The 21,447-nt window shown below is 55.7% G+C and carries 23 protein-coding genes and 1 tRNA gene; 8 read left to right on the forward strand and 16 right to left on the reverse strand.

Annotated elements, in window-relative coordinates; all coding sequences use genetic code 11:
• Positions 1 to 162 precede the first annotated feature (162 nt).
• Both GOB86_RS00570 and GOB86_RS00575 read left to right on the forward strand, forming a co-directional pair.
• The gene (locus tag GOB86_RS00570) at positions 163 to 729 is read left to right on the forward strand and encodes a VTT domain-containing protein (RefSeq protein WP_165990463.1); all 567 of its coding nucleotides are present in this window, start codon (positions 163 to 165) and stop codon (positions 727 to 729) included.
• Between the two features lie 8 nt (positions 730 to 737).
• The gene (locus tag GOB86_RS00575) at positions 738 to 1,802 is read left to right on the forward strand and encodes an ATP-grasp domain-containing protein (protein ID WP_165990708.1); all 1,065 of its coding nucleotides are present in this window, start codon (positions 738 to 740) and stop codon (positions 1,800 to 1,802) included.
• Here the strand turns inward: GOB86_RS00575 and GOB86_RS00580 are convergent.
• Both GOB86_RS00580 and GOB86_RS00585 read right to left on the reverse strand, forming a co-directional pair.
• Entirely contained in the window at positions 1,792 to 3,336 is a 1,545-nt protein-coding gene (locus GOB86_RS00580; RefSeq protein WP_165990464.1) for an amino acid permease, read from the reverse strand. The genes GOB86_RS00575 and GOB86_RS00580 overlap by 11 nt on opposite strands.
• A gap of 12 nt (positions 3,337 to 3,348) precedes the next feature.
• Positions 3,349 to 4,197 carry an undecaprenyl-diphosphate phosphatase gene (locus tag GOB86_RS00585; protein ID WP_165990465.1) on the reverse strand — a complete coding sequence of 283 codons (849 nt, stop codon included), beginning with the start codon at positions 4,195 to 4,197 and terminating at the stop codon, positions 3,349 to 3,351.
• Between the two features lie 131 nt (positions 4,198 to 4,328).
• On the opposite strand from GOB86_RS00585, the gene GOB86_RS00590 reads away from it, so the two are divergent.
• Both GOB86_RS00590 and GOB86_RS00595 read left to right on the forward strand, forming a co-directional pair.
• Positions 4,329 to 4,787, forward strand: coding sequence for an MlaD family protein (locus GOB86_RS00590; protein WP_165990466.1), 459 nt, complete (start codon positions 4,329 to 4,331; stop codon positions 4,785 to 4,787).
• Between the two features lie 95 nt (positions 4,788 to 4,882).
• Positions 4,883 to 4,957, forward strand: a tRNA-Met gene (locus tag GOB86_RS00595).
• A 250-nt stretch (positions 4,958 to 5,207) separates the two neighbouring features.
• Here the strand turns inward: GOB86_RS00595 and GOB86_RS00600 are convergent.
• Together GOB86_RS00600 and GOB86_RS00605 are read right to left on the reverse strand one after the other, a co-directional pair.
• Positions 5,208 to 6,356: an acyltransferase family protein gene (locus tag GOB86_RS00600; protein WP_165990467.1), complete on the reverse strand. Its 1,149-nt coding sequence runs from the start codon at positions 6,354 to 6,356 to the stop codon at positions 5,208 to 5,210.
• Between the two features lie 285 nt (positions 6,357 to 6,641).
• The gene (locus GOB86_RS00605; RefSeq protein WP_165990468.1) at positions 6,642 to 7,085 is read right to left on the reverse strand and encodes a DUF4167 domain-containing protein; all 444 of its coding nucleotides are present in this window, start codon (positions 7,083 to 7,085) and stop codon (positions 6,642 to 6,644) included.
• A 75-nt stretch (positions 7,086 to 7,160) separates the two neighbouring features.
• On the opposite strand from GOB86_RS00605, the gene GOB86_RS16310 reads away from it, so the two are divergent.
• Positions 7,161 to 7,286, forward strand: a complete 126-nt coding sequence (locus tag GOB86_RS16310) for a hypothetical protein (RefSeq protein ID WP_277875423.1) — start codon at positions 7,161 to 7,163, stop codon at positions 7,284 to 7,286.
• A 46-nt stretch (positions 7,287 to 7,332) separates the two neighbouring features.
• Here the strand turns inward: GOB86_RS16310 and prmC are convergent, their stop codons facing one another.
• The gene (gene prmC, locus GOB86_RS00610) at positions 7,333 to 8,235 is read right to left on the reverse strand and encodes a peptide chain release factor N(5)-glutamine methyltransferase (protein ID WP_165990469.1); all 903 of its coding nucleotides are present in this window, start codon (positions 8,233 to 8,235) and stop codon (positions 7,333 to 7,335) included.
• A 115-nt stretch (positions 8,236 to 8,350) separates the two neighbouring features.
• On the opposite strand from prmC, the gene GOB86_RS00615 reads away from it, so the two are divergent.
• Positions 8,351 to 8,734: a hypothetical protein gene (locus GOB86_RS00615; RefSeq protein ID WP_242012393.1), complete on the forward strand. Its 384-nt coding sequence runs from the start codon at positions 8,351 to 8,353 to the stop codon at positions 8,732 to 8,734.
• Positions 8,735 to 8,739: 5 nt separating this feature from the next.
• On the opposite strand, the gene prfA is transcribed toward GOB86_RS00615, so the two are convergent.
• The 6 genes from prfA to GOB86_RS00645 all read right to left on the reverse strand — a co-directional run bounded on the left by prfA (position 8,740) and on the right by GOB86_RS00645 (position 16,084).
• Entirely contained in the window at positions 8,740 to 9,798 is a 1,059-nt protein-coding gene (prfA, locus tag GOB86_RS00620; RefSeq protein WP_165990470.1) for a peptide chain release factor 1, read from the reverse strand.
• The gene (hisS, locus tag GOB86_RS00625; RefSeq protein WP_165990471.1) at positions 9,798 to 11,045 is read right to left on the reverse strand and encodes a histidine--tRNA ligase; all 1,248 of its coding nucleotides are present in this window, start codon (positions 11,043 to 11,045) and stop codon (positions 9,798 to 9,800) included. The genes prfA and hisS overlap by 1 nt, the downstream gene beginning before the upstream one ends.
• Positions 11,046 to 11,171: 126 nt before the next feature.
• On the reverse strand, positions 11,172 to 12,332 hold the full coding sequence (ispG, locus tag GOB86_RS00630) for a flavodoxin-dependent (E)-4-hydroxy-3-methylbut-2-enyl-diphosphate synthase (RefSeq protein ID WP_165990472.1): 1,161 nt from the start codon (positions 12,330 to 12,332) through the stop codon (positions 11,172 to 11,174).
• Between the two features lie 138 nt (positions 12,333 to 12,470).
• Positions 12,471 to 13,757, reverse strand: coding sequence for a helix-turn-helix domain-containing protein (locus GOB86_RS00635; RefSeq protein WP_194300996.1), 1,287 nt, complete (start codon positions 13,755 to 13,757; stop codon positions 12,471 to 12,473).
• Positions 13,750 to 14,838: an NAD(P)H-dependent flavin oxidoreductase gene (locus tag GOB86_RS00640; protein ID WP_165990473.1), complete on the reverse strand. Its 1,089-nt coding sequence runs from the start codon at positions 14,836 to 14,838 to the stop codon at positions 13,750 to 13,752. Before GOB86_RS00640 ends, GOB86_RS00635 begins: the two co-directional genes overlap by 8 nt.
• Complete coding sequence (locus tag GOB86_RS00645; protein ID WP_165990474.1) at positions 14,831 to 16,084, reverse strand: aspartate kinase; 1,254 nt, start codon at positions 16,082 to 16,084, stop codon at positions 14,831 to 14,833. Before GOB86_RS00645 ends, GOB86_RS00640 begins: the two co-directional genes overlap by 8 nt.
• A gap of 172 nt (positions 16,085 to 16,256) precedes the next feature.
• Here GOB86_RS00645 and ubiG point away from each other — a divergent pair, with 172 nt between their 5' ends.
• Positions 16,257 to 16,997 (forward strand): bifunctional 2-polyprenyl-6-hydroxyphenol methylase/3-demethylubiquinol 3-O-methyltransferase UbiG, encoded by a 741-nt coding sequence (gene ubiG, locus GOB86_RS00650; RefSeq protein ID WP_165990475.1) that lies wholly within the window; start codon positions 16,257 to 16,259, stop codon positions 16,995 to 16,997.
• Between the two features lie 53 nt (positions 16,998 to 17,050).
• Here the strand turns inward: ubiG and GOB86_RS00655 are convergent, their stop codons facing one another.
• The 4 genes from GOB86_RS00655 to GOB86_RS00670 form a co-directional block, all read right to left on the reverse strand.
• Complete coding sequence (locus tag GOB86_RS00655) at positions 17,051 to 17,563, reverse strand: DUF2147 domain-containing protein (RefSeq protein ID WP_165990476.1); 513 nt, start codon at positions 17,561 to 17,563, stop codon at positions 17,051 to 17,053.
• Between the two features lie 115 nt (positions 17,564 to 17,678).
• Positions 17,679 to 18,167, reverse strand: coding sequence for a DUF1178 family protein (locus tag GOB86_RS00660; protein ID WP_165990477.1), 489 nt, complete (start codon positions 18,165 to 18,167; stop codon positions 17,679 to 17,681).
• 44 nt (positions 18,168 to 18,211) lie between these two features.
• Complete coding sequence (grxC, locus tag GOB86_RS00665; RefSeq protein WP_165990478.1) at positions 18,212 to 18,472, reverse strand: glutaredoxin 3; 261 nt, start codon at positions 18,470 to 18,472, stop codon at positions 18,212 to 18,214.
• A 65-nt stretch (positions 18,473 to 18,537) separates the two neighbouring features.
• Positions 18,538 to 19,341 carry a double zinc ribbon domain-containing protein gene (locus GOB86_RS00670; protein WP_253543621.1) on the reverse strand — a complete coding sequence of 268 codons (804 nt, stop codon included), beginning with the start codon at positions 19,339 to 19,341 and terminating at the stop codon, positions 18,538 to 18,540.
• Between the two features lie 57 nt (positions 19,342 to 19,398).
• On the opposite strand from GOB86_RS00670, the gene GOB86_RS00675 reads away from it, so the two are divergent.
• Positions 19,399 to 20,265 carry a class I SAM-dependent methyltransferase gene (locus GOB86_RS00675; protein ID WP_165990712.1) on the forward strand — a complete coding sequence of 289 codons (867 nt, stop codon included), beginning with the start codon at positions 19,399 to 19,401 and terminating at the stop codon, positions 20,263 to 20,265.
• Positions 20,266 to 20,297: 32 nt separating this feature from the next.
• Here GOB86_RS00675 and moaA read toward each other — a convergent pair whose 3' ends face one another.
• Positions 20,298 to 21,314, reverse strand: a complete 1,017-nt coding sequence (gene moaA, locus GOB86_RS00680; RefSeq protein ID WP_165990479.1) for a GTP 3',8-cyclase MoaA — start codon at positions 21,312 to 21,314, stop codon at positions 20,298 to 20,300.
• Between the last annotated feature and the right edge of the window lie 133 nt (positions 21,315 to 21,447).

A 21,447-nucleotide genomic window follows, 5' to 3' on the forward strand; every position in this document is an offset into this window, starting at 1 on the left:
TTGTCCTCTTTAATCCATCACATACTCTGGCTCACTGCATGCGATGCCGCCGAGCGACCTTTCCCGCCCAAAAGCTTGACATGTGCCGCGTAAAAGAGCCTGTTGCCGCAGGTTCTGAGCGAAAGCTGAACATATCCGCCGTGTTGGAGACCAGGCTCCGTTGTGCTTGACCATTTTCTGGAACTGACCGCCACACAACCTCTTTGGCAGGTTTTGATTGTTATTCTGGCCACCTTTGTGCTGGAAGATGCGGCAACCGTTATTACGGCCATTCAGGTTCATTTACACACAATCAGCATCCCGCTTGCCCTGATCTCCCTATATGTCGGCATTGTTCTGGGGGATGTGGGGCTGTACGCTCTGGGAGCACTTGCGGCCAGATGGCCCCCTGCGCAACGGTGGATTACTGTTCCCTCTGCTCAGGCACAACAGGCCTGGTTGAGCAAAAACCTGTTCGGGGTTGTGTTCATCAGCCGGTTTATTCCCGGCACCCGCCTGCCCCTTTATACCGCATGTGGTTTTTTCCGTGCGGGATTACCTGTTTTTACGGCAGCAACCCTCTGCGCCACCCTGATCTGGACTACAGCCCTGTTCATGCTCTCCCTCCATGTAGGGGGGGCTTTGCTGGCCCATCTTGGCGCATGGCGCTGGGTTGGGGTTGCGGGCTTTGTTGTTGTTATCATTCTTATGGGGCGGCTGGTTGCACGCACCCAAAAACACAAGATATGACCCTGCCCATGCCCCAGCACGACAAACAGCCTAATCCCCTCTCTCTTTTCGAGTTCTGGCCGCGTTGGCTGTTTTACACGCCTGTTGTGGCATACTGGATACTTCTGGGCCTGCGCTACAGGGACGTAACCCTGCCCACCGCCGCCAACCCCCGCATAACAACAGGCGGTCTATGTGGTGAAAAAAAGAGTGATCTGCTGGATATGGCAGGCCCCTATGCAACGCGGTGGATTGCGCCATACACCACACTGACCACAGGCCAGAACGATCTGGCGGTCGCCACGGAAGCCATGCGCTCCAAGGGGCTGGAATTCCCCGTTGTTGTCAAACCCGATATCGGGTGCAACGGCACGGGTGTAAAACTGGTCCATTCGCAGGAAGAACTGGCACAGGTCTGCGCCGCATTCCCACGTAATATCGAACTGGTCATTCAAAGGCTGATTACGTGGCCGCACGAGGCGGGGCTATTTTACATCCGCCACCCCGACGAACCAACTGGCCGCCTGACTTCCCTGACATACAAGGATATTCCCTTCCTGACAGGCAACGGGAAAGACACGGTTCTGGAGCTACTCAAGCAGGACGTACGCACCAGCAAGGTTCTGCACATCTACACCCCCCGTCTGCAACACCGCCTGAACACCATTCCTGCCCAAGGCGAAAGGCTGGATCTGGTTTTTGCTGGCAATCATTGCAAAGGTGCTGTCTTTCGCAACGGCATTCCCGACATTACGCCAGAACTGACGCAAAAGATCGATCGGATCATGCAGGATATTCCCGATTTTTATTTTGGACGCATTGATCTTAAATTCCGTAGCGAAGAAGATCTGGCGCGTGGCGAAAATTTTGAAATCATCGAAATTAATGGTGTCGGGGCGGAAGCCATTCACATCTGGGATTCCCGCACCACCCTGCGTGAGGCCTATGCCGCACAGTTCCTGCATTATGGCGAGAGCTACCGCATAGGGGCAAAAAACAAGGCAGCGGGCTGGAAGCCCACAAACCTGTGGTACGGACTACGCTTATGGCGCGAACAGAAAAAGCTGCTGGCGTCCTACCCTCTTAACGACTAGAGGGAGCCTCCGCCATTGCGGCCCGCTGTTCCCGCCCCAAGCGGGAATGATGCCGCCCATAAAAGCGGTAACAACTCCACCCGCACAGAGCATAAAACGCAAGAAGCACTACTGGCACGGGGTCCCCCCCCATAAATGCCAGAACCATGTCCCAACAGAGTGGGGCAACCATAAAACCGCAGAAGATCATGCCCAGCAACGGTACGTAGCCAATCCACACACCGCGCAGCACAAACCCGCCAAAGGGCACAACAAAGGCACGCCTGTAATCAGGGGCCGTGTTCCGCATCCATATGACGGTAAAGCAGACGATACCAAACGCTGTTGCCGTGCCCAAACTGACCAGATCGCCAATAATATCAATCGGCAGCACCGCAGTAGCCAACGCAACCACACTCCCCAGCATTATGCTACCAAGCCATGGCGTATGGTAACGTCTGTGCAGGCGGGAAAAAATGGGGAACAGCAGACCATCTTCCGCCATGGCGAAGAAAATACGGCTCTGGGCATACAGCAGCCCCATAAGCACTGAGCAAAGACCAACCACGGCGCCAATTTTAACAAACAGGGCCAGCCAAGGCTGGTGCATGGCGTTGACAGCAATTGCCAACGGGTCCGCCACGTCGAGCGACTGCCACGGCACAACTCCGATCAGCACGGCCGCCACCACCATATAAACCACCGTGCAGATCACGAGTGAGAGCACAATGCCCACGGGCACATCCCGCTTGGGATTTTTGGCCTCGGCCGCAGCGGTGGAAACCGCCTCGAACCCGACATAGGCAAAAAAGATAACAGACGCCGCCCGGAAAATACCCGGCACACCGTAGCGGAACCCACCCTGATAGGCGGGGATAAAGGGGGTCCAGTACGCCGGGTGCATTTCCCAAACACCCAGAGCCACAAAAACTGCCAGCACACCGACTTTAAGCACAACAATAAGCGAATTGATTTTAAAGGATTCCCGCACCCCTACAATCAGCAGTGCAGTCACAACCACAATGGATAGAGCGCCCAGCAGGTCGCACTGCCAGTTGCCTACAATATGCCTGTCTAACCCCTGATGGGTCACACCCAATGTTGTGGTGTGCAAAGCGGTTGGCACATGGATTCCCAGATCATCCAGCAGACTGGCGGCATACCCGGAAAAACCGGCAGCCACCCCCGCGCAGGAAATGCCGTATTCCATCAACAACAACCAGCCAACAGCCCATGCCCACCCTTCCCCCATGGACACATAAGCATAGGTATAGGCCGACCCCGACACAGGCATAACAGACGCCAGTTCCGCGTAGGACAAAGCGGTAAACAGGCAGGCAATCCCCGCCACGACAAAAGACAGCAGAATGGAAGGCCCAGCATAATTGGCGGCCGCCGTGCCAGTCATAACATAAATGCCAGCACCAATGGTTGAACCCACGCCAAGCATGGTCAACTGCAATGGTCCCAGCGTTTTTTTCAGGCGTTGCCGCCCGTTTTCAAGCTCTATTCTGGCGAGTGTCTTGCGCAGCAAGGGGGCGCGACCACGTTTCATCCTATCCACGACTTACGCTGCGAAGTGGAACATCAAAAACGCGGCTCCCCCTGCCACCATGCAATACCACGCAAAAGGAGACATGGCCCAACTGTCATGCTTGCGGAAATAATGCATAAGAAAAGCCGTACTTGCCAGAGCGGTTACCCCGGAAACAACGGCTGCCAGCAGAGCAATATGCATCTGGGCAGGGTCAATAGGTGTGTGGCGCATTTTAAACGCTTCGCGCACCGTTGCCGCAATAATAACGGGCTGGGCCATAAGAAACGAAAAACGTGCTGCCGCATCATGGTGCAACCCACGCAGCAGTCCGCCACAGATTGTGGCCCCCGAGCGCGACAATCCCGGAAAAAAAGCAAAGCACTGGAAAAAACCAATAAACAACGCATCGCGCGATGTAAGGCTGGCCAGATAACGAACATCCTTGCGGACAACACTGCTCCGCAGTTTTTCAACCACCAGCAGCAGAACACCGTTAAAAAACAGGAACAGCGCAGCGGAAGATGCGGAGCCAAACACGCTGCGCAACCAGTGTTCAAACAGGCCCCCCACAATAACGGCAGGCACCGTAGCAAGGCAGATCAGCCACAGAATATGCAGGCTTTCCAACTGAATACGATGCCCGAACGCCCCAAACGCTCCTTTGCACAGAGCCAGCCAGTCCTGCCAGAAAAAAACCAGCAGCGCGACAGAGGTCCCCATGTGCAACATAACCAGAAATGGCAGAAATGTCGGATCATGCAGATCGTATGACCAGTGCAGCAAAGACGGCAGGACAACAGCATGCCCAAGACTGCTGACAGGAAAAAGCTCAGTAGCGCCCTGAAGCAGCGCCATGATAAGTGCCTGAAAAAGGGACATGTAGGTTTAGGGTTCCAAACTGTCTGATATCTGACTGCTGTCCTTGCACCATGCGCCTAAGTGCTGCAAGGATTTCGTCCTGTTTAACTTTTTGCGCAAGCACACTTTTATCATAAGGGCCGTAACCGACCATGAGCCGACAAAACCACATAGGCGCTATTATTTGCAGCACTCTGGTTCTGGCTGCGGCAACTGGATTTGGTATGTACGCTACCAACACCCAAAAAACACCGGGCAAAACATCCTACGAACTTGCTGCCCGTTTTGTTTCGGCCAATGGTCTGGCCCGCGGCGCGGATGTGGATATTGCCGGCGTAAAAGTGGGCCGGGTTTCCAGCATTACGCTTGACCCTGCATCCCAGATGGCCATTGTCCGCTTCCGGCTTGATGGAGCGCTCCACCTGCCTACAGACAGCACACTCACAATTGGCAGTGGCACCCTCTCCTCCGAAAATGCGCTGATGATCGAACCGGGTAAAGCGACAACACTGGCCCAATCCGGGCAGATGCTGACCCACACACTTGAACCCACCAGCCTTGAGCAGCAGGTCAGCAACTACATTTTTGGGGCGGGAAATCTGGAGCAGTGAGCCAATTCCTTCCACCTTATCAGTTTTTTAAAAAAAACTGATAAGGTGGATTGACGCTCACCTTTGGAACAGATACATAATCGCCACCAACCAATGGCGGCGTAGCTCAGTGGTAGAGCAGGGGAATCATAATCCCTTGGTCGGAGGTTCAAATCCTTCCGCCGCTACCATCACCCTAATACTCTTGTAAAATATCAAGAGATATGCGGTGATATTTCCCCTTAAATACCATAGACTTTTAAATGCCCTTTCTCCCCGAGAAAGAGTTGCGTCTAAAGGCATCTGATCCTCACCCAAGTCTGAGCGCCATACCGCCTCGCCTATATTTTAGCCGGAGCATCGGCTTTGTAACTCAGGTATGAGACGCGCAAGGCAATTGTTCTGCCTTGCGCGGTGTCGTAGCGAGCATCGCTCTTTAACTCATGTGATTTTATTATTCACTGAGTTGATACGCATGAAATTTGGGACCAACTTTGCTTCCATAAGAAAATTTGCAATTCTGTTCGAGATACGAATTCCCTGCCGATCCACATAAATCTCAAATGGAATGGCAACAACAATTGTTATGGCGAACGTTAATATGGAGTAAAAAATAAAATCTCTAAAAAAGACAACATTCCCCATTTTGGCCAGAATACATTCCAGAATCATAAAATGCAGAACATATAATGAAAAAGATATCTTTCCGATAAACAGAATAACCTTTCTCTCAAGTATACCTTGAATTAACCCCGACCTTAGAACGGATATAAAAAACAAGAAACACCCTATCCTAAGAAAAACTGCATAGTTTAAGTCCCAATTTTTTGAAAACGTTATGTATTTATACATTCCATCAACAAAATCTCCGTCCATATCATAATGAATAGGATATGAGATTAAAATAAGCCCAAGGGCAAAAAGGCTATAATTGAGTATCCCATTTGTCGCCTTCCTTATCCCCCCTGATACATAAATATCAGACATCATTAGCCCGAAAACAAAAAAGCAATACTGCTCCTTAATAAAAAATAGCATCACAATGAAATAAAAGAACAACCTGTTTTTCTGGTCTCCAAATAATGCAAGGAGAGCAAATACCAGAAAAGACCCCATAACCTCGAACGAAATTGTCCATAAAATGGGATTGATCGTTTTAATATCGAAAAAATATGTTTTGAAAAATGCCTGTATAATTAAACGCTTTAGGCCAATAGGTTTTGGGAAAAATATAACAGAAAGAACATACATAAATACATATGAAATTGTGACCGGTATTAAAAATCTAAAATATCTTTTTAACGCAGAATTTGTTATTATTTTCCTGTCTCTTGTTTTGTTATATTTATACGAAATAACAAAACCACTCATAATAAAAAATAACGTTACAGGTGGAAGGCCGCTGTAAAAAAGGTTTAATGGAGTATTCGCAATAAAATGTTCGCACATCCCAAAAAACGAACGGTCCGCCGTAAATCTAAGATCCGGCCAGTAAGCTTGGACGCAATGACTAAATATAACAATTAGGCATAAAATGCCTCGCAATCCATCTAAAAAACGTAAATTCCCTTTTGGCTCAGATAGTTGCACAGTCTTCCCTCGCAATCCACGCAAAAAGAAATGAACATAGTCATCTATTTGGAAGAGAGCGAGAAATTTGTTTTACAGCCGGACAAGACTCTGTCTGGTTTGTCTTCATGTAGATTATGCGTGAAATCAAATTTTGACTTCATACGACATCATCAAAATACCGCAGCCGCCAAACACGGACGACTAACGGTTTTCAAAACCGTGATCGTCCATACCAAACCAGAACCGCCCTGCACCCCCTATTCCATATTCATGGCATAGCTCGGGTGCAGGAGTATGGCTCAATTAGCCTTCGGATAATTCAGGCTGAGGTGCGGCGGACAGGTCTTTGGATTCAGACGTCCCCTCATTATCCATTTCGGTTTGATCATCTTCCTCATCTTCGGAAGAATTCGACTGAGCCCGCGGCTGTCTGGCTGCCTGACGTTCCGCGCGCTCCTGCTGGCTTTGCTGGGCGGCCTGCGCCATCGCGTTCAGGATACGAAAATAATGTTCGGCATGCTGGAAATACGCTTCGGCCGCTACGCGGTCACCACTACCTGTCGCATCGCGACCGAGCTGAAGATATTTTTCAAAAAGCTGCTGTGCTGTGCCTCTGACCCGCACATCGGGGCCATGACTGTCAAAAACATGATTCCGGTTCATGGGAATCTGGCCATTCAACTGCCTGGACGCTCCATTGCTCCCGCTGGAACGATGGTGTCTGGTACGCATCCGTTTTACATTCATGGGTTTATCACAGCGCTTTCCTGTTCATGGCACTTTGCATGAAGAAACAGTCCGATACAAATGGCATGTTCCTGAATGAAGGCCGAATTGTTTTTCGGAATGGGCTTTTGGCGACAACCTGTTTTTATTGCCGGGAAAAAAACCCTCACCGCTCATCCACCGTGGCAGATTTTATTCATCTGCATTCTGCCGCAGGACTGAGCCAGACGACAATAACAACGCCCAACCACAAAGCCAACCGGTTTTTTCATATTCCGGTCCATGCCTCACCGTGGCGCAGCACAACGCAGCGGACAATCCCAGCCAGATCGGGCAACACGCACACCACATCCAGCCCGCTTTGTGCGGCTATATCGCGCAGGTCCTGTTCCTGTCCAATCCCGATTTCAAAAATACCAACCCCATTGTCACTCAGAAGTCGGGGGAGTTGGGCACACAGGTCACGGTACGCATCCAGACCATCCTGTCCACCGTCCAGCGCACGCACAGGTTCATGCGCCCTCACCTCTTCCATCAGCCCCGCAAGGTCCGTTGTGGGAATATAGGGAGGGTTACTGAAGACAACATCAAACCGAGCTTGAGGGTTCAGGGCCTCCCCCCACTGACCGACCATAACCAGCGCCCGCCCCGCCATGTTGCAGCGCCGGGCATTGGCATGGGCCAGATGAGCCGCTGCCGGATTGATATCCACCCCCACTCCCCACGCATTCCTGTATTCAGCCAAGGCTGCAAGCAGAATACACCCCGATCCTGTCCCCAGATCCAGAAATGACAAAGCGGCATTGTGGTCAGGGCATTGCCCCAGAAGTGCGGTAATCAGGGTTTCCGTATCTCCCCTCGGCACAAGGGATGCGGGAGAGACCGCCAGATCAAGACTCCAGAACCCTTTGCTACCCGTAATATAAGCAAATGGCTCGTGCCGTACCCGACGGGCCACCCATGCCAAAAAAGGTTCAGCGGAAACTTCTTCGCGGGTGGAAAGTCCAAGCAGAGCCTCGGGCGTCAACCCCAACGCATGTTGCAGTAACAGACGTGCCTCCCTGCGGGGGTTTTCCACCCCGGCACCGCGCAAAAGAGCCGCACCACTGGCAAGCAGGTCCTGTATGGGCTGGTGGTGTGGTGTTTTTTCTGCTTTGCTTTGCCGTGTCATTTCAACAAATCACCCGATCCACACATCAATGCCCGCTTCGCGCTTTTCATTCAGTCTTTGGTCTTTTGTTCTGCTAACCGCCATAGGGTTGCTGGTCGCCCCCCTGCGCTCTGCCATGGCAGGCGAGTTTACGGTCACGGACGAAAAAGCTGACATGGAAATTTCCGAAGTCTCACGCATCTATCTAGACGGCAAACTGGCATCCGTATTCCGACTCGATGATGCCACGCGGTACAGGACGGTTCGTATTCCTACCCCACAGGGCCGTCTTGACCACACCTACACATTGTGCGGCGAAATTACCATTCGCACCGTAGATGGCCGGACGGAAACACACGAGGTCAGTAGTAGCGGCATTCTGCACAACCCCGATGGCCACCATTTTGATGCCTTGGGCTCGGATGGCTTTACAGACTTTTTTCTGGTCGACCCGCAGGCACCAGACGCTGCCGAGCGCATTCCCGGCCGGGGCGAAGTCTGCTCGACCCCGATCAGCTAGGCAGGCTAGAACCCCGCATCCGCCATAAGGGCTGCCTGTTCCTCCTGCGTAAGCGCATCCACAAACTCATCCAGTTCACCCAGCATCACGCGGTCAATCTTGTACAAGGTCAGGTTGATCCGGTGGTCCGTTACCCGTCCTTGCGGAAAATTGTAGGTGCGTATCCGCTCTGAGCGATCGCCCGTTCCAACCTGGGAGCGCCTGTCCGCCGCACGGTGAGCATGAGCCTGCTCGCGCTCACGCTCGTACAGGCGTGCGCGCAGGATCTTCATCGCCTTGGCACGGTTCTTGTGCTGGCTTTTCTCTTCCTGCATGGACACAACAATACCTGTTGGCAAATGGGTAATCCGCACGGCACTTTCGGTTTTGTTCACATGCTGCCCGCCAGCACCCGATGCACGGAAAACATCTATCCGCAGTTCGGTCTCGTTAATTGTTACGTCAACCTCTTCCGCCTCCGGCAGAACGGCAACCGTAACCGTGGAGGTGTGAATGCGCCCCTGCGCCTCTGTTGCAGGCACGCGCTGTACCCTGTGCACGCCAGATTCGTATTTTAGCCGGGCGAAAACACTTTTGCCGTTAATTTCAGCAATGCCGCCGCGCAGACCACCGAGTTCGCTTTCGTCATAGTCCATAACCGTAAAGCGCCAGCCTTTAAAATCTGCATAGCGGCGGTATAGGTCAAACAACTCGGCTGCAAACAGAGCAGCTTCATCCCCACCAGCAGCAGGACGCACTTCCAGAATAGCGCTCCGTTCATCCGCTGCATCCTTGGGGAGCAGCGCCAGACGGACCTCTCGTTGCAATCTGGGTAGCTGCTCGCGCAACTCAGCCAGTTCTTCCCCCGCAAGCTCCTGCATTTCCGGGTCGGCCAGCAATGCCTCCGCCTGAGCAATGCTCAGTTCGGTTGCGCGCAGGTCGTTAATGCGGCTTACAACCGGCTCAATTTCCGCATATTCGCGGGATGCCTGTGTAAAGGCATCCCCACTCAGACCGCTTGCCAGATGCGCTTCCAATTCAAGCGCGCGACTGGCAATCCGGTCCAGCCGTTCATCAAGATTCATTACGCAAAAATGCTCCGCGCATCAGACAGAAGGGCTTGTGTTGCCACTTCACTCTCCTGCCCGGTTTCCATGCTTTTTACACGGAACACGCCACGGGCCAGTTCGTCTTCACCCAAAAACAGAACATGGCTTGCATTCTGCTTTCCAGCCCGCTCCATGCGTTTGCGTAGCGAGCCTTTATAACCAATTTCGGTCCGCACACCCTGCTGGCGCAAAGCCTGCAAAATCTGGCAGACGGCTTTTTCATCCGGCGAACCTACGGGAATAAGCACTACGGAACGCGGAGCCTGCGGTGCTTCTTCAAGCAACATGGCAAGACGTTCGACCCCAGCAGCCCAGCCAATTGCGGGTACTTCCGGCCCGCCCATCTGCTTGACCAGACCATCATACCGCCCACCGGCCAGAACCGTCCCCTGTGAGCCAAGGCGGTTGGTCACGAACTCGAAGGTAGTGTGGTTATAATAGTCCAGCCCACGCACAATGGCGGGATTGACCGTGTAGGCAATACCAAACAGGTCAAGCTTTTGGCGTAGCTCATCCCAGAAGGTACGGGCCTCGGGGGTGAGGAATTCTTCCATCATGGGCGCATTGGCAACAAGCTCACGATCGCCCGCGTCCTTGCTGTCGAGAATACGCAGCGGATTTTTTTCAAGCCTTACGCGGCTATCCTCCGACAGTTTATCCCCATGAGCGGAAAAATACGCAACGAGCGCCTGCCGCCATGCATCCCGGCTCGCGGCGTCCCCCAGCGTATTCAGCTCCAGCGTTACGTACTGGGCCACACCCAGTGCTTCAAGCACCGCATAGCCAAGAGCTATGACTTCCGCATCGGCCAGTGGTTCGGCAGCACCCAGCAGTTCCGCCCCGATCTGGTGGAACTGGCGGTAACGCCCCTTTTGCGGTCGCTCATGCCGGAACATGGGGCCGGTATAAAACACCTTCTGGGGCAACGACTGGGTGAGCGCATTGGTCACCAACGCACGGCAGACAGCCGCAGTTCCTTCTGGCCGCAGGGTCAGGCTTTCCCCATCGCGGTCATTGAAGGAATACATCTCCTTGGAGACCACGTCCGACGTATCGCCCAAAGAGCGGGAGAATACGCGGGTTTCTTCAAAAATGGGGGTGGACCATTCATCAAACCCGTAGAGCCCGGCAATGTGGCGCGCGGTATGGACCACGCGCGCATGGCGGCGCTGCTCTTCTCCAATAAGATCGTGCGTTCCTCTTACGGGCTGAATGCTGCTCACGGCCTGTTTTTCCTGATTGACGCAGAACCCTTGCGGGTTTGTGTCCTGTATCTATGTGTATTGGGCAAATAAAGCCCGCCACGCGGCCCGCATATACCGGGCGCGCACGGCGGGTGATAGGCGAACTTATTTGGCGGACGCCATATCCGGCAGTTCGGGGGTAGCCCCTTCCTGCTTTGCGCGGGCTTCTTCAGCCTCAATGGCGGCTACGCGTTCTTCAACCAACTCAACAACGTGGCTGATCATGTCGCCTGCGGCAATGGTATGGTCCTGCTTACCTGCGGAATAGACCATGTGACGGCCAGAGCCACCACCAGTCACACCCAGATCGGTCATAAGCGCTTCGCCTGGACCATTGACCACACACCCGATGATGGAGAGCGTGAGCGGGGTTTTAATGTGCGCAAGACGGTCTTCCAGTGTCTGGACCGTTTCCACCACATTAAAGCCCTGACGTGCGCAGGACGGGCAGGAAATAATCTTGACCCCACGGTGGCGCAGGCCAAGGGATTTAAGAATATCCCACCCAACCAGCACTTCTTCTTCCGGTGCAGCGGAAAGCGAAACACGCATGGTGTCACCCACCCCGGCCCAGAGCAGATTGCCCAGCCCGATGGAGGATTTGACCGTACCGGCACGTTTGCTGCCTGCTTCGGTAATACCAATATGCAGCGGGTAATCGCACGCATCTGCCAGCTGCTGATAGGCAGCAACCGCCATGAACACGTCAGACGCCTTTACGCTGATCTTAAATTCCCGGAAGTCATGATCTTCCAGAATTTTGGCGTGTTCGAGCGCGCTTTCCACCAGAGCTTCGGGGTTGGGCTCACCGTATTTTTCCAGAAGGTGCTTTTCCAGCGACCCGGCGTTAACGCCAATACGAATGGAACAGCCGTAATCCTTGGCGGCCTGAACCACCTCGCGCACACGCTCCGCACTACCAATGTTGCCCGGATTGATGCGCAGGCACGCAGCGCCCGCCTTGGCAGCCTCGATCGCACGTTTGTAGTGGAAGTGAATATCGGCCACGATCGGCACGTTCACTTCCCTTACAATTTCAGCCAGTGCCGCCGTGCTTTCCTCATCCGGGCAGGAAACACGAACAATATCCACACCTGCCAGTTCGGCACGGCGAATCTGCTCAATGGTCGCCTGTGCATCGCTGGTCAAGGTATTGGTCATGGTCTGGACGGAAATCGGGGCATCTCCACCGACGGCTACCTTGCCGACGTGGATCTGCCGAGATTTCCGACGCTCGATATGCTGGTAAGGCCGGTAGCCGCTCATCTTGCATCCTTTTGTCGAGACGACAGTTGGGGGAGGTCTGGCCGCGTTTCGGCGCTGCGGCGTCTCCCGCTCTAGGTTTGGTGCTTTCCTGCCAAAATCAAGGCCGGTTGGCTACACATAAAGCATGGAAAGAGCCATTCAGTGCGCGCCAGCCCCATTAAGCTGGCGGGCGTTCAGGTCATCCGCACTGGGTTCGGCGGGGGGAGCCGCCCGGTGTGCTGCCGGTTTGACCGCCTCGGCCGGAGCCGCAGCAATGCCGCCTGCCCCAGCGCCTGAAGCCACTGCTGGCAGATCGGGCTTTGGCGCATCATCCCTTGTGGCCTTGGCTGGCAAACCAGCCCCCTGCTCCACAGGTGTAACCGCCGCGGGTGCGGCTGGCATGGGGCTTACACCGCCACCCGCCTGTACCTGCCGCACCGTTTCTGGCGTAAGCGCAATATGCCGCAATACAGCGCCATTCCTCCCCAATGGTGGGGTGGTCATTGTTCCTTGGGCAAGAGTGATGCCACCCGCATTCCCCACGGTCAGACTGTATGGTCCATTATCGGAGGGAACAGTCCATGCATCGCCCGATTGCAAAATATGATCGTAAACGACCTTACCACCTGCATTCTTGAGCTGCACCCAGCTCGGAGCTGTCGCCTTGAGCATAAGGGGAGCGTCCACACTGGCCGTAGCCGTATCCGGCTGTGCATGAGATGGCTGCTCCACGTCAGGCACCGTTGCGGGCGTGGCCTGATTTTCAGGAGCGGCTGCTACGGAGGAAGATGCCACATCGGCTGTATTGGTGGCATTGCCCGTAGGGGCTGCATCTACCCCGCTGGGCGTAACAGGCACGCTTTGTGGCGGAGCCGCCTGCGCACCAACGGGCACCTCCGCCATGTTGTGATCAGGCAAAATGGAGGCAACCTGCGGCGATGGTGCATTTTTTGCACTTTCACCGGGCATCAGGGTTGCTACAGGTGGCACGCGCTCTGGCACGGGGGGCACATGCCCGACAAAACAGTACCAGCCCACATAGCTTGCCAGAATAACGACCAACCCCAGCGAAATACTAACGGCTGGCGGCAGACGGCGGTCGGGTGGCGGATCGGGAAAATCCAGATCAGGCTTGCGCGTGCCCAGCCGCCCTTCCTGCCGGTATAGCTTGAGCATCTGGTCGGGATTGAACCCAAGAGCCTGCCCATACGTACGCAAAAAACCCAGAGCATAGACCTCTGCTGGCAGTACACTGGAATTTCCACTTTCCAGCGCGTCCAGATAAACGCTGCGAATCCGCAACCAGGCAGAAACATCTCCGATGCTCCAGCCAAGCTGCTCACGGCGCTTACGCAAAGCTTCGCCTACCCCCAGAACCTCCACATCTGGAAGCGGGGGTAATGGCGAGCCTTGCTCATGATCAGAACCTTGGGCGTATTCAGCCATCCGCATCCATACGACGTTGTTGACGTACCAGAGCCACAGTAGCCTGATCGACCAGATCTTCAATGATCTGCGCCACAGGCTGGACAGATGTTACCATACCAACAGACTGGCCTGCCATAACAGACCCCTGTTCAACATCGCCGTCAATAACCGCACGGCGCAGCGCACCCGCCCAGAAGTGCTCAATTTCAAGCTGGGCAGCCTCACGCGTTAATTCACCGGACTGAAAACGGCGGATCACGTCTGCCTGATGGGTAACAAACTGCCGCCCGCCCTCGTTGCCCAACGCGCGCACGGGAATAACCGGAAAGCGGTCATCGAGTTGAACAGAGGTTATGGCGTCACGCGCGGCGGCACGCACAAACGCTTTTTTGAATTTTTCGTGAGCAATGCTTTCCTCGGCCGCGGCAAAGCGCGTGCCCAACTGCCCACCCGAAGCCCCCAGTTCCAGATAGGAGAGCAGAGCGTCCCCCCGACCCAGACCACCGGCCACAAAAACCGGAACACTCTGGATATGGGGAAGAATTTCCTGTGCCAGAACCGTCAGCGAAACCGGACCAACATGCCCGCCAGCCTCGGCCCCTTCAATCACCAGCGCGTCCACGCCCATTTTGACCAGACGCTTGGCCAGAACCAGCGCGGGGGAGAAGGCAATAACCTTTGCCCCACCATCCTTGATCGCCTTGATAGCCGCACCGGGCGGAATACCCCCGGCCAGCACAATATGACCAACACCCGCGTCCAGACAGACCTGCACCAGTTCGTCCAACTGCGGGTGCATGGTAATCAGGTTCACACCAAACGGGCGATCGGTCAGGGCGCGGGTCGCCTTAATTTCCTCCGCCAGACGCGCAGGCTCCATGGCCCCGCAGGCAATAACCCCAAAGCCACCGGCATTGGAAATGGCGGACACCAGATTACGCTCACTGACCCAGGACATGGCCCCGCCAAGAATGGCGTATTGCGTACCCAAAAATTCGGTCCCACGCCGCCACAACGCACCCAGCCGCTTGCGGGCGCGTTGTAGTTCTACCTGTGTGGGTTCGTCGGTCGCGGTAATCGCGTTGCTTTGCTCAGACATTATCCAACCCATATGCGGTATGCAGGGCCCGCACGGCAAGCTCTGCGTATTCCGCCGCCACCAGCACCGAAATCTTGATTTCGCTGGTGGAGATGGCCTGAATGTTAATGGACCGCTCCGAAAGTGTACGGAACATGGTGCTGGCCACCCCTGCGTGCGAGCGCATACCCGTGCCCACAACGCTGATCTTAACAATATCGGGGTCGGTCGCCAGCTCTTCGTACTGCACGGAGTCCCGCACACTTTCCAGCACGTTGATCGCCTGCGGCAGATCGCTCTTGCTGGTGGTAAAGGTCATGTTGGTCGTGCCGTCCGCCCCGGTGCTCTGCACGATCATGTCCACGTTCACATGGGCTTCGCTCATGGGGCCAAAAATTGCGGCGGCAATACCGGGCCGATCCGGAATCCGCCGGACCGACAGCTTGGCTTCATCACGGGAGTAGGCAATGCCGGTAACCAGTTTCTTTTCCACGATTTCGTCCTCATCCACCACCAAAGACCCCGGAAGATGCCCTTCCATAACAGCCGGGCCATCCGCAAAGCTGGAAAGCACCTGCACGCGCACCCCTTCGCGCATGGCAAGGCCTACGCTGCGGGTTTGCAGCACCTTGGCACCAACAGAAGCCAGTTCCAGCATTTCCTCATAGGTAATTTTATCAAGCTTGCGCGCCTTGGGCACAATGCGCGGGTCGGTTGTGTAAATACCGTCCACATCGGTGTAGATATCGCACCGGTCCGCCTTGATCGCTGCGGCAAGGGCCACGGCCGAAGTATCCGACCCACCACGCCCAAGGGTGGAAACACGCCCGTCGGGTGCCACACCCTGAAAACCCGCAACAACCGGCACCATGCCCTCGGCCATGCAGCCCAGCAGCTTTGCGCCATCAATCGAATCCAGACTGGCCTTGCCATGCGCCGAATCGGTCAGGATCGGCACCTGCCACCCCGCGAACGAGCGTGAGGGCACGCCGAGCTTCTGCAACGCAATAGCCAGCAGGCCACTTGTCACCTGCTCACCCGTGGCCACAATGGAATCGTATTCCTTGGGGTCATGCAAAGGAGAGAGGGACTGGCAGAAACCGACAAGCCTGTTTGTCTCCCCCGCCATGGCGGACACGACAACAAGAACATCACATCCTGCGTCTTTCTGTTTTTTGACGCGTTCGGCCACGGCGCGAATACGATCAAGGTCGCCGACAGACGTTCCGCCGAATTTCATGACAATCCGGGGTGCGGAACCGGACATAGCTTTATTCTCCACCAGACAAGCCGCAGAACATGCCACCCATCCCTATTTGTTCCTGACTTTGCCAGAAAAGACGAACAGGAACGGTTGCACAGCTTTACAAGGCGCGTCACATAACCTTCCCGGCCCCCTTTCGTCCAGCGGGGAGACCAGCAGGAAAGGATTTTGTTGCATGAACGCCACCAGCCCACACGCGGCCTCTTCGGTCTCTGATGAAGAAATCGCACGGTTTAGCGCCCTTGCGGAGCAGTGGTGGAATCCTTCCGGCCCCATGCGCCCACTGCACGCCATGAATGCGTTGCGCATAGACTGGGCCTGCCGCCACCTTCCATTGCGTGGCCGCACAACCCGCCGTGCAAAAATTCTGGACATTGGGTGTGGTGCCGGACTGGCGAGCGAAGCACTGGCCACAGCCGGGTACGACGTACTTGGATTGGATGCCTCGGCCAATGGCATTGCCGCAGCAAAGGAACATCTGGCCTCCAACCCGCTGCCCGAACATGCAGGCCCGCTGCATTACCGCAACGGCAGCGCAGAAGACCTTGTGGCTGAAGGCACGCAGTTTGACGCGGTTGTCGCGTTAGAAATTATTGAGCATGTCACTGATCCTGCGGCATTTATGGAGATGCTTTCCCAGCTTGCCGGACCAAAGGGCACGGTTATTGTCTCCACCATGAACCGCACATTGCGCTCCCTTGCGGTTGGCAAGATCGGTGCTGAATATATTCTGCGGCTGCTGCCCGTGGGCACTCATGAATGGCGCAAGTTCATCCAGCCATCCGAACTGGGGCAATATGCCCGTGCGGCGGGCCTGCGCATGACCGCCATAGCTGGCATGGCCCCCGGCCCCATGGGCTGGAAAGAAACCCGCGACCTAGGCATTAACTACATTGCGGCATTTACAAAGTATTGATTTTAAAATTTTTACTGGTCTGGAGAGGTTTTTACGCTCCAGACCAGCCAACATTATTTGACTGCGTCCGGGATTTTGCACACTGGCCCCATGGCAGGGCCGGTGTAGCGGGTCCATGTCTGGGTTTCCCCAAAAATGGGTAGCCCGATATAACCTCGTAGCTTGAGCACATCGGGCTGGGCCAGCCATATCTGCGAATCATATAGGTGCCCTGTATCGGGGTCCAGAATATGCCCCGCCCAGCGCCCCTCGTTACTGTCTGCCATTGGATGAAAATCCGTTAGCATCAGCAGGTTACATTCTGTTTTGCCATCATGCCCATGCGGCACGTCCGTGCCCTCATAACGTAGGCCAATAAGATGGCCGCACAGATTTTGGCCGCACCGGTCGATTTTAAACACGCCGTCATGGTCCTGACTAAGCCAGTAACCACTCAGCCCCGCTTCATTCGATAGAGGTTCCGCAGCGGAAAGAGACACGGGAACACCAGCCAGAAACACAGCCAGCAGGGCAGCAAGCCCCACCTTGGCTTTACGCACCACGCCGGACTTTCCGTCTTTTTTCATCTCTGCCTCTCCCTCAACCGGGCTGGCGGTATGGCCTACCCCGTCCAGCCCTGTAGGATGTGGGGGACCACCCTCTAACGCACCACCCCCATTTGTATATGGTCAGCCCAGACATTCAACTGTCCGTATCGCGCACCCAGGGAACATTCTGGAACGCAACGCCTTCTTCTTTCAGTTCTTCTTGCTGGGTCTGAGACATCTCACCATAAATCCCGCGCTCCGGGGCTTCGCCATAATGAATGCGCAAGGCTTCATCTGCAAACCGGTTACCCACGTTTTCACAATTTTCTTCAATTGTGCGCCGCACTTCGCGCAGGGTGCCCAATACCACATCCGGCAGAACCGGTAGCACCTGCCCTGCTGCGGGGGTGGGCGTGGCGGCCGGGGCTGCTGCCGCCACATCCGGCACCACGTTCTGCGGTGCCGCACGCTTTGGGGCACGCCCAACAATGGCTGGGGCCATAGGAGCCTGATCCACGCTGGCCGTACCGCAGTCAGGGCAGCTTAGAAGGTGCTTCTGCCTGAGCATGGCAAATGTACTGCTGTCTTTGTACCAACCTTCAAACACATGGCCATTGGCGCAACGTAAACGATAGCAGATCATGTCAACTTACCTTGGCGGCATACCGTCCCGGTCGTGGCGGACAATCAGCTCAGGCCCAGCAGACCGTTCAACTGGCCGCTACGTTCCAGCCGCATCAGGTCGTCACATCCACCAAGCGCTTTGCCGTCCACAAATGTCTGGGGCACTGTTGTCTGCCCGCCCGACAATGCTATGGCCTGCTCCCGCTCGGCCGTACCGCGGGGGGCATTGACCTCGGTAAACGGGACTTTTTTGCTTTCCAGCAAAGCAACAGCGCGCATGCAGTAGGGGCAACCGGGCTGGGTATAAATCTTGATTTCAGGCATAAACTGTCCTTACTGGTTCTGGGTTATGGATACAATCAGCTTTTCTGGAGGCCATGTTATGGTCTTCATCCGACATGTCCATAGTCCGGTTGATCCATGTCCACATCCCGGCGGGGCGGCACCACCCCGGCGACCAGCAGGCTCACGCTCCGTGCCCCGCCCTGAAGCAGAGCATTGGTGCAGGCTGCTGCCGTGGCGCCTGTTGTCAGCAGGTCATCCACCACCACAATATCGCGCCCGCGCACCCTCGGCCCGCAGGACGAACGCAACATGATAGCCTGCGCCACCTCATCCCACCTTGCCTGACGCGAGAATGACGCCAAAGGTACGGTGGAGCGAACACGGACCAGTGCATCAGGCAGGCAGCGCAGGCCAGCGAGCTTTGCCACAGCATGCGCCAGCAAAGCGGCCTGATTGTAGCGCCGCCTGAACAAACGCCAACGATGCACGGGTACGGGCACAACAAGCGCATCATCCACCAGAATGTCCCGCCCGACCCGCACCATCTGCTGGGCAAGAAACGCGGCGTTATCTGTTTGGTCTGCATATTTGAGCTTTAAAATCAGCTCCCTTGCGACACTTTCGTAAACAAAGGCCGCCCGCGCCTGCCCCCATGCAGAGTGGTGCCGCTCGCAGGCCGGGCACAGGCCGTCCGCCCCCAGCATGCCCGCGCTGACCTGTGGAACCGCGCAGGCTTTGCAAAATGGTGCAACAACGCCGTGCAGGCGCGCAAAACAGGCAGAGCATAACAGACCATGCCGCGCAACATCCGCCCCGCAATGCAGACAGGCTGGCGGATAGAGCACTCCCAGCGCCATCTGCCCCAAAGGCCGCAACCGCGCCACAACACCACCCGCTAGAGCAAACACAGGTTTGTCATGGCTGGCAGCTTGGCAAAAAGCATGGATACGCGCACATCTGCTTTTATGGATACACCTGTTATTTTTGACCGCAAAGCCGTCAGACTGCACCGGGACCGTGCCGCACATATGCAGGACGGCATTATGCCCGTGCTGGATATTACAACCGATCTGCTGCTCGACCGGCTGGATGACATGGTGCGACCTTTTTCCACGGCACTGGACATAGGCGGGCGCGGTGTAACCAGCCAGCGGCTTGCCGCGCGCGGCATACACACAATCAGCATGGACCTCTCTGCCAGACTGGTCGCCCGCTCCAATGGACTGCGTGTCTGCGCGGATGAAGAATGGCTGCCTTTTGCACCACAGAGTTTTGATCTGGTCATTGCCAACCTGTCCCTGCACTGGGTGAATGATCTGCCGGGCGTGTTCAGCCAGATCAGGCATGTTCTCCAACCAGATGGGCTATTTTTGGCCAGCATGCCCATCCTACCAACATTGCGCCCCCTGCGCACGGCACTGGAAGCGGCAGAACTGGCATTGTGCGATGGGGTATCCCCCCGTGTATCGCCTTTTCCCACACAGCAAAGCTGTGCGCAGCTTATGCAGCGTGCCGGGTTTGCCCTGCCGGTTATTGATACCGAACAACTGGACCTACGCTACCGTTCGCTCCGTGCACTCATGGCCGACCTACGTGCGGCGGGTGAAACAAATGCCCTGATACAGCGCACACGCACCCCACCGCCGTGCATGATATTCCCCGCAGCGGCAGCAGAACTGGAAAAGCCCGGAGCAGACAGTTTTGCCATGCCCCTGCATATGGCGGTCCTGTCCGGCTGGGCCCCTGCCCCAACCCAGCCCGTGCCTTTGCAGCCCGGGCAGTTCGAGCATTCCCTACATGACGCTTTAAACCAGCAGACCCCACCCAGCTAACCACTAGCTCCATTGCCCGCACAGGCGCGTGCTCAGCCGCCAGTAACGCTCATATGCCTTTGCGGGCCGGATACAGCGCCTGTCTGCGCATCGAGCAAAAAGTCATGGCCTGTGGGTTTGCGGGCTATGGCCTGCTGTATGGCAACCTCCAGCGCCGCATCCGTTGCTCCCCCGCGCATAAGGTGACGCAGGTCCACACCCTCTTCCTGCCCAAGGCAGGTATAAAGCTGCCCGGTGCAGGAAAGGCGGACACGGTTACAACTCGCGCAGAAATTATGGCTCATGGGGGTAATAAACCCCAGCCGCCGCCCTGTTTGCGCCACACGCACATAGCGCGCGGGGCCGCCGGTCTGGTAGGTCAGGGGCTCAAACGTCCAGCGTTGGGATAAATTACGCCTGACAGCATCGAGCGAAAGATACTGCGCCGTGCGGTCCTCGCCCGTTTCCCCCATGGGCATTGTCTCGATCAGGCAAAGGTCCGCGCCAATTTCCCCGCACCATGCCAGCAGCGCGTCAAACTCATCATCATTCACGCCCGCCATGGCCACGGTGTTTATACGCACGGCAAGCCCTTGGGCACGGGCGGCCCGAATACCTTCCAACGTTGCGGCAAGCCTGCCCCTGCGGGTCAGTTTGGCAAAACGTTGTTCATCCAGAGAATCCAGGCTGACATTCACACGCCTGACCCCGGCCTGCGCCAGAATGGGCGCATAATGCGCCAACTGGCTGCCATTGGTGGTCAGTGTCAGCTCATCCAGCCTGCCAGACTGCTCGGGCTGGCGCAGCCATGACCCCAGTTCCTTGAAGAAAAAACCAATATCGCGCCGCACAAGTGGTTCACCACCCGTAATGCGCAACCTGCGCACACCATGATGCACAAATACCCGGCTCAGGCGCAGTAGTTCCTCAAAGTCCAGCACATCCGCCCGTGGTAAAAACGACATCTGTTCGGACATGCAGTACACACACCGCATGTCACACCGGTCAGTTACGGAAAGACGAAGGTAGGATATCCGCCTTCCGGCGGGGTCCGTTAAAGAGGACAACATAGGTACACTTTATATCAGAAACCTCTGCGGCATTAAATGCAAAAGAGCACCCCGGCACTGAGGAAACAACACCCAGCCCTGCAAATAAACATACGGCCCGCTTTAAGCGGGCCGTATGCAGCAGACAAGCTGA

It is taken from the genome of Acetobacter lambici (assembly GCF_011516885.1).
Taxonomy (GTDB): Bacteria; Pseudomonadota; Alphaproteobacteria; order Acetobacterales; family Acetobacteraceae; genus Acetobacter; species Acetobacter lambici.

What these genes read in the sequence shown, in the direction of transcription:
- GOB86_RS00575 (WP_165990708.1), top strand. Translation starts at nt 738, where the DNA reads ATGCCCCAGCACGACAAACAGCCTAATCCCCTCTCTCTTTTCGAGTTC.
- GOB86_RS00580 (WP_165990464.1), bottom strand. Translation starts at nt 3,336, where the DNA reads ATGAAACGTGGTCGCGCCCCCTTGCTGCGCAAGACACTCGCCAGAATA.
- GOB86_RS00585 (WP_165990465.1), bottom strand. Translation starts at nt 4,197, where the DNA reads ATGTCCCTTTTTCAGGCACTTATCATGGCGCTGCTTCAGGGCGCTACT.
- GOB86_RS00590 (WP_165990466.1), top strand. Translation starts at nt 4,329, where the DNA reads ATGAGCCGACAAAACCACATAGGCGCTATTATTTGCAGCACTCTGGTT.
- GOB86_RS00605 (WP_165990468.1), bottom strand. Translation starts at nt 7,085, where the DNA reads ATGAATGTAAAACGGATGCGTACCAGACACCATCGTTCCAGCGGGAGC.
- GOB86_RS16310 (WP_277875423.1), top strand. Translation starts at nt 7,161, where the DNA reads ATGAAGGCCGAATTGTTTTTCGGAATGGGCTTTTGGCGACAACCTGTT.
- prmC (WP_165990469.1), bottom strand. Translation starts at nt 8,235, where the DNA reads ATGACACGGCAAAGCAAAGCAGAAAAAACACCACACCACCAGCCCATA.
- GOB86_RS00615 (WP_242012393.1), top strand. Translation starts at nt 8,351, where the DNA reads ATGGCAGGCGAGTTTACGGTCACGGACGAAAAAGCTGACATGGAAATT.
- prfA (WP_165990470.1), bottom strand. Translation starts at nt 9,798, where the DNA reads ATGAATCTTGATGAACGGCTGGACCGGATTGCCAGTCGCGCGCTTGAA.
- ispG (WP_165990472.1), bottom strand. Translation starts at nt 12,332, where the DNA reads ATGAGCGGCTACCGGCCTTACCAGCATATCGAGCGTCGGAAATCTCGG.
- GOB86_RS00635 (WP_194300996.1), bottom strand. Translation starts at nt 13,757, where the DNA reads ATGGCTGAATACGCCCAAGGTTCTGATCATGAGCAAGGCTCGCCATTA.
- GOB86_RS00640 (WP_165990473.1), bottom strand. Translation starts at nt 14,838, where the DNA reads ATGTCTGAGCAAAGCAACGCGATTACCGCGACCGACGAACCCACACAG.
- GOB86_RS00645 (WP_165990474.1), bottom strand. Translation starts at nt 16,084, where the DNA reads ATGTCCGGTTCCGCACCCCGGATTGTCATGAAATTCGGCGGAACGTCT.
- ubiG (WP_165990475.1), top strand. Translation starts at nt 16,257, where the DNA reads ATGAACGCCACCAGCCCACACGCGGCCTCTTCGGTCTCTGATGAAGAA.
- GOB86_RS00655 (WP_165990476.1), bottom strand. Translation starts at nt 17,563, where the DNA reads ATGAAAAAAGACGGAAAGTCCGGCGTGGTGCGTAAAGCCAAGGTGGGG.
- GOB86_RS00660 (WP_165990477.1), bottom strand. Translation starts at nt 18,167, where the DNA reads ATGATCTGCTATCGTTTACGTTGCGCCAATGGCCATGTGTTTGAAGGT.
- grxC (WP_165990478.1), bottom strand. Translation starts at nt 18,472, where the DNA reads ATGCCTGAAATCAAGATTTATACCCAGCCCGGTTGCCCCTACTGCATG.
- GOB86_RS00675 (WP_165990712.1), top strand. Translation starts at nt 19,399, where the DNA reads ATGGATACACCTGTTATTTTTGACCGCAAAGCCGTCAGACTGCACCGG.
- moaA (WP_165990479.1), bottom strand. Translation starts at nt 21,314, where the DNA reads ATGTTGTCCTCTTTAACGGACCCCGCCGGAAGGCGGATATCCTACCTT.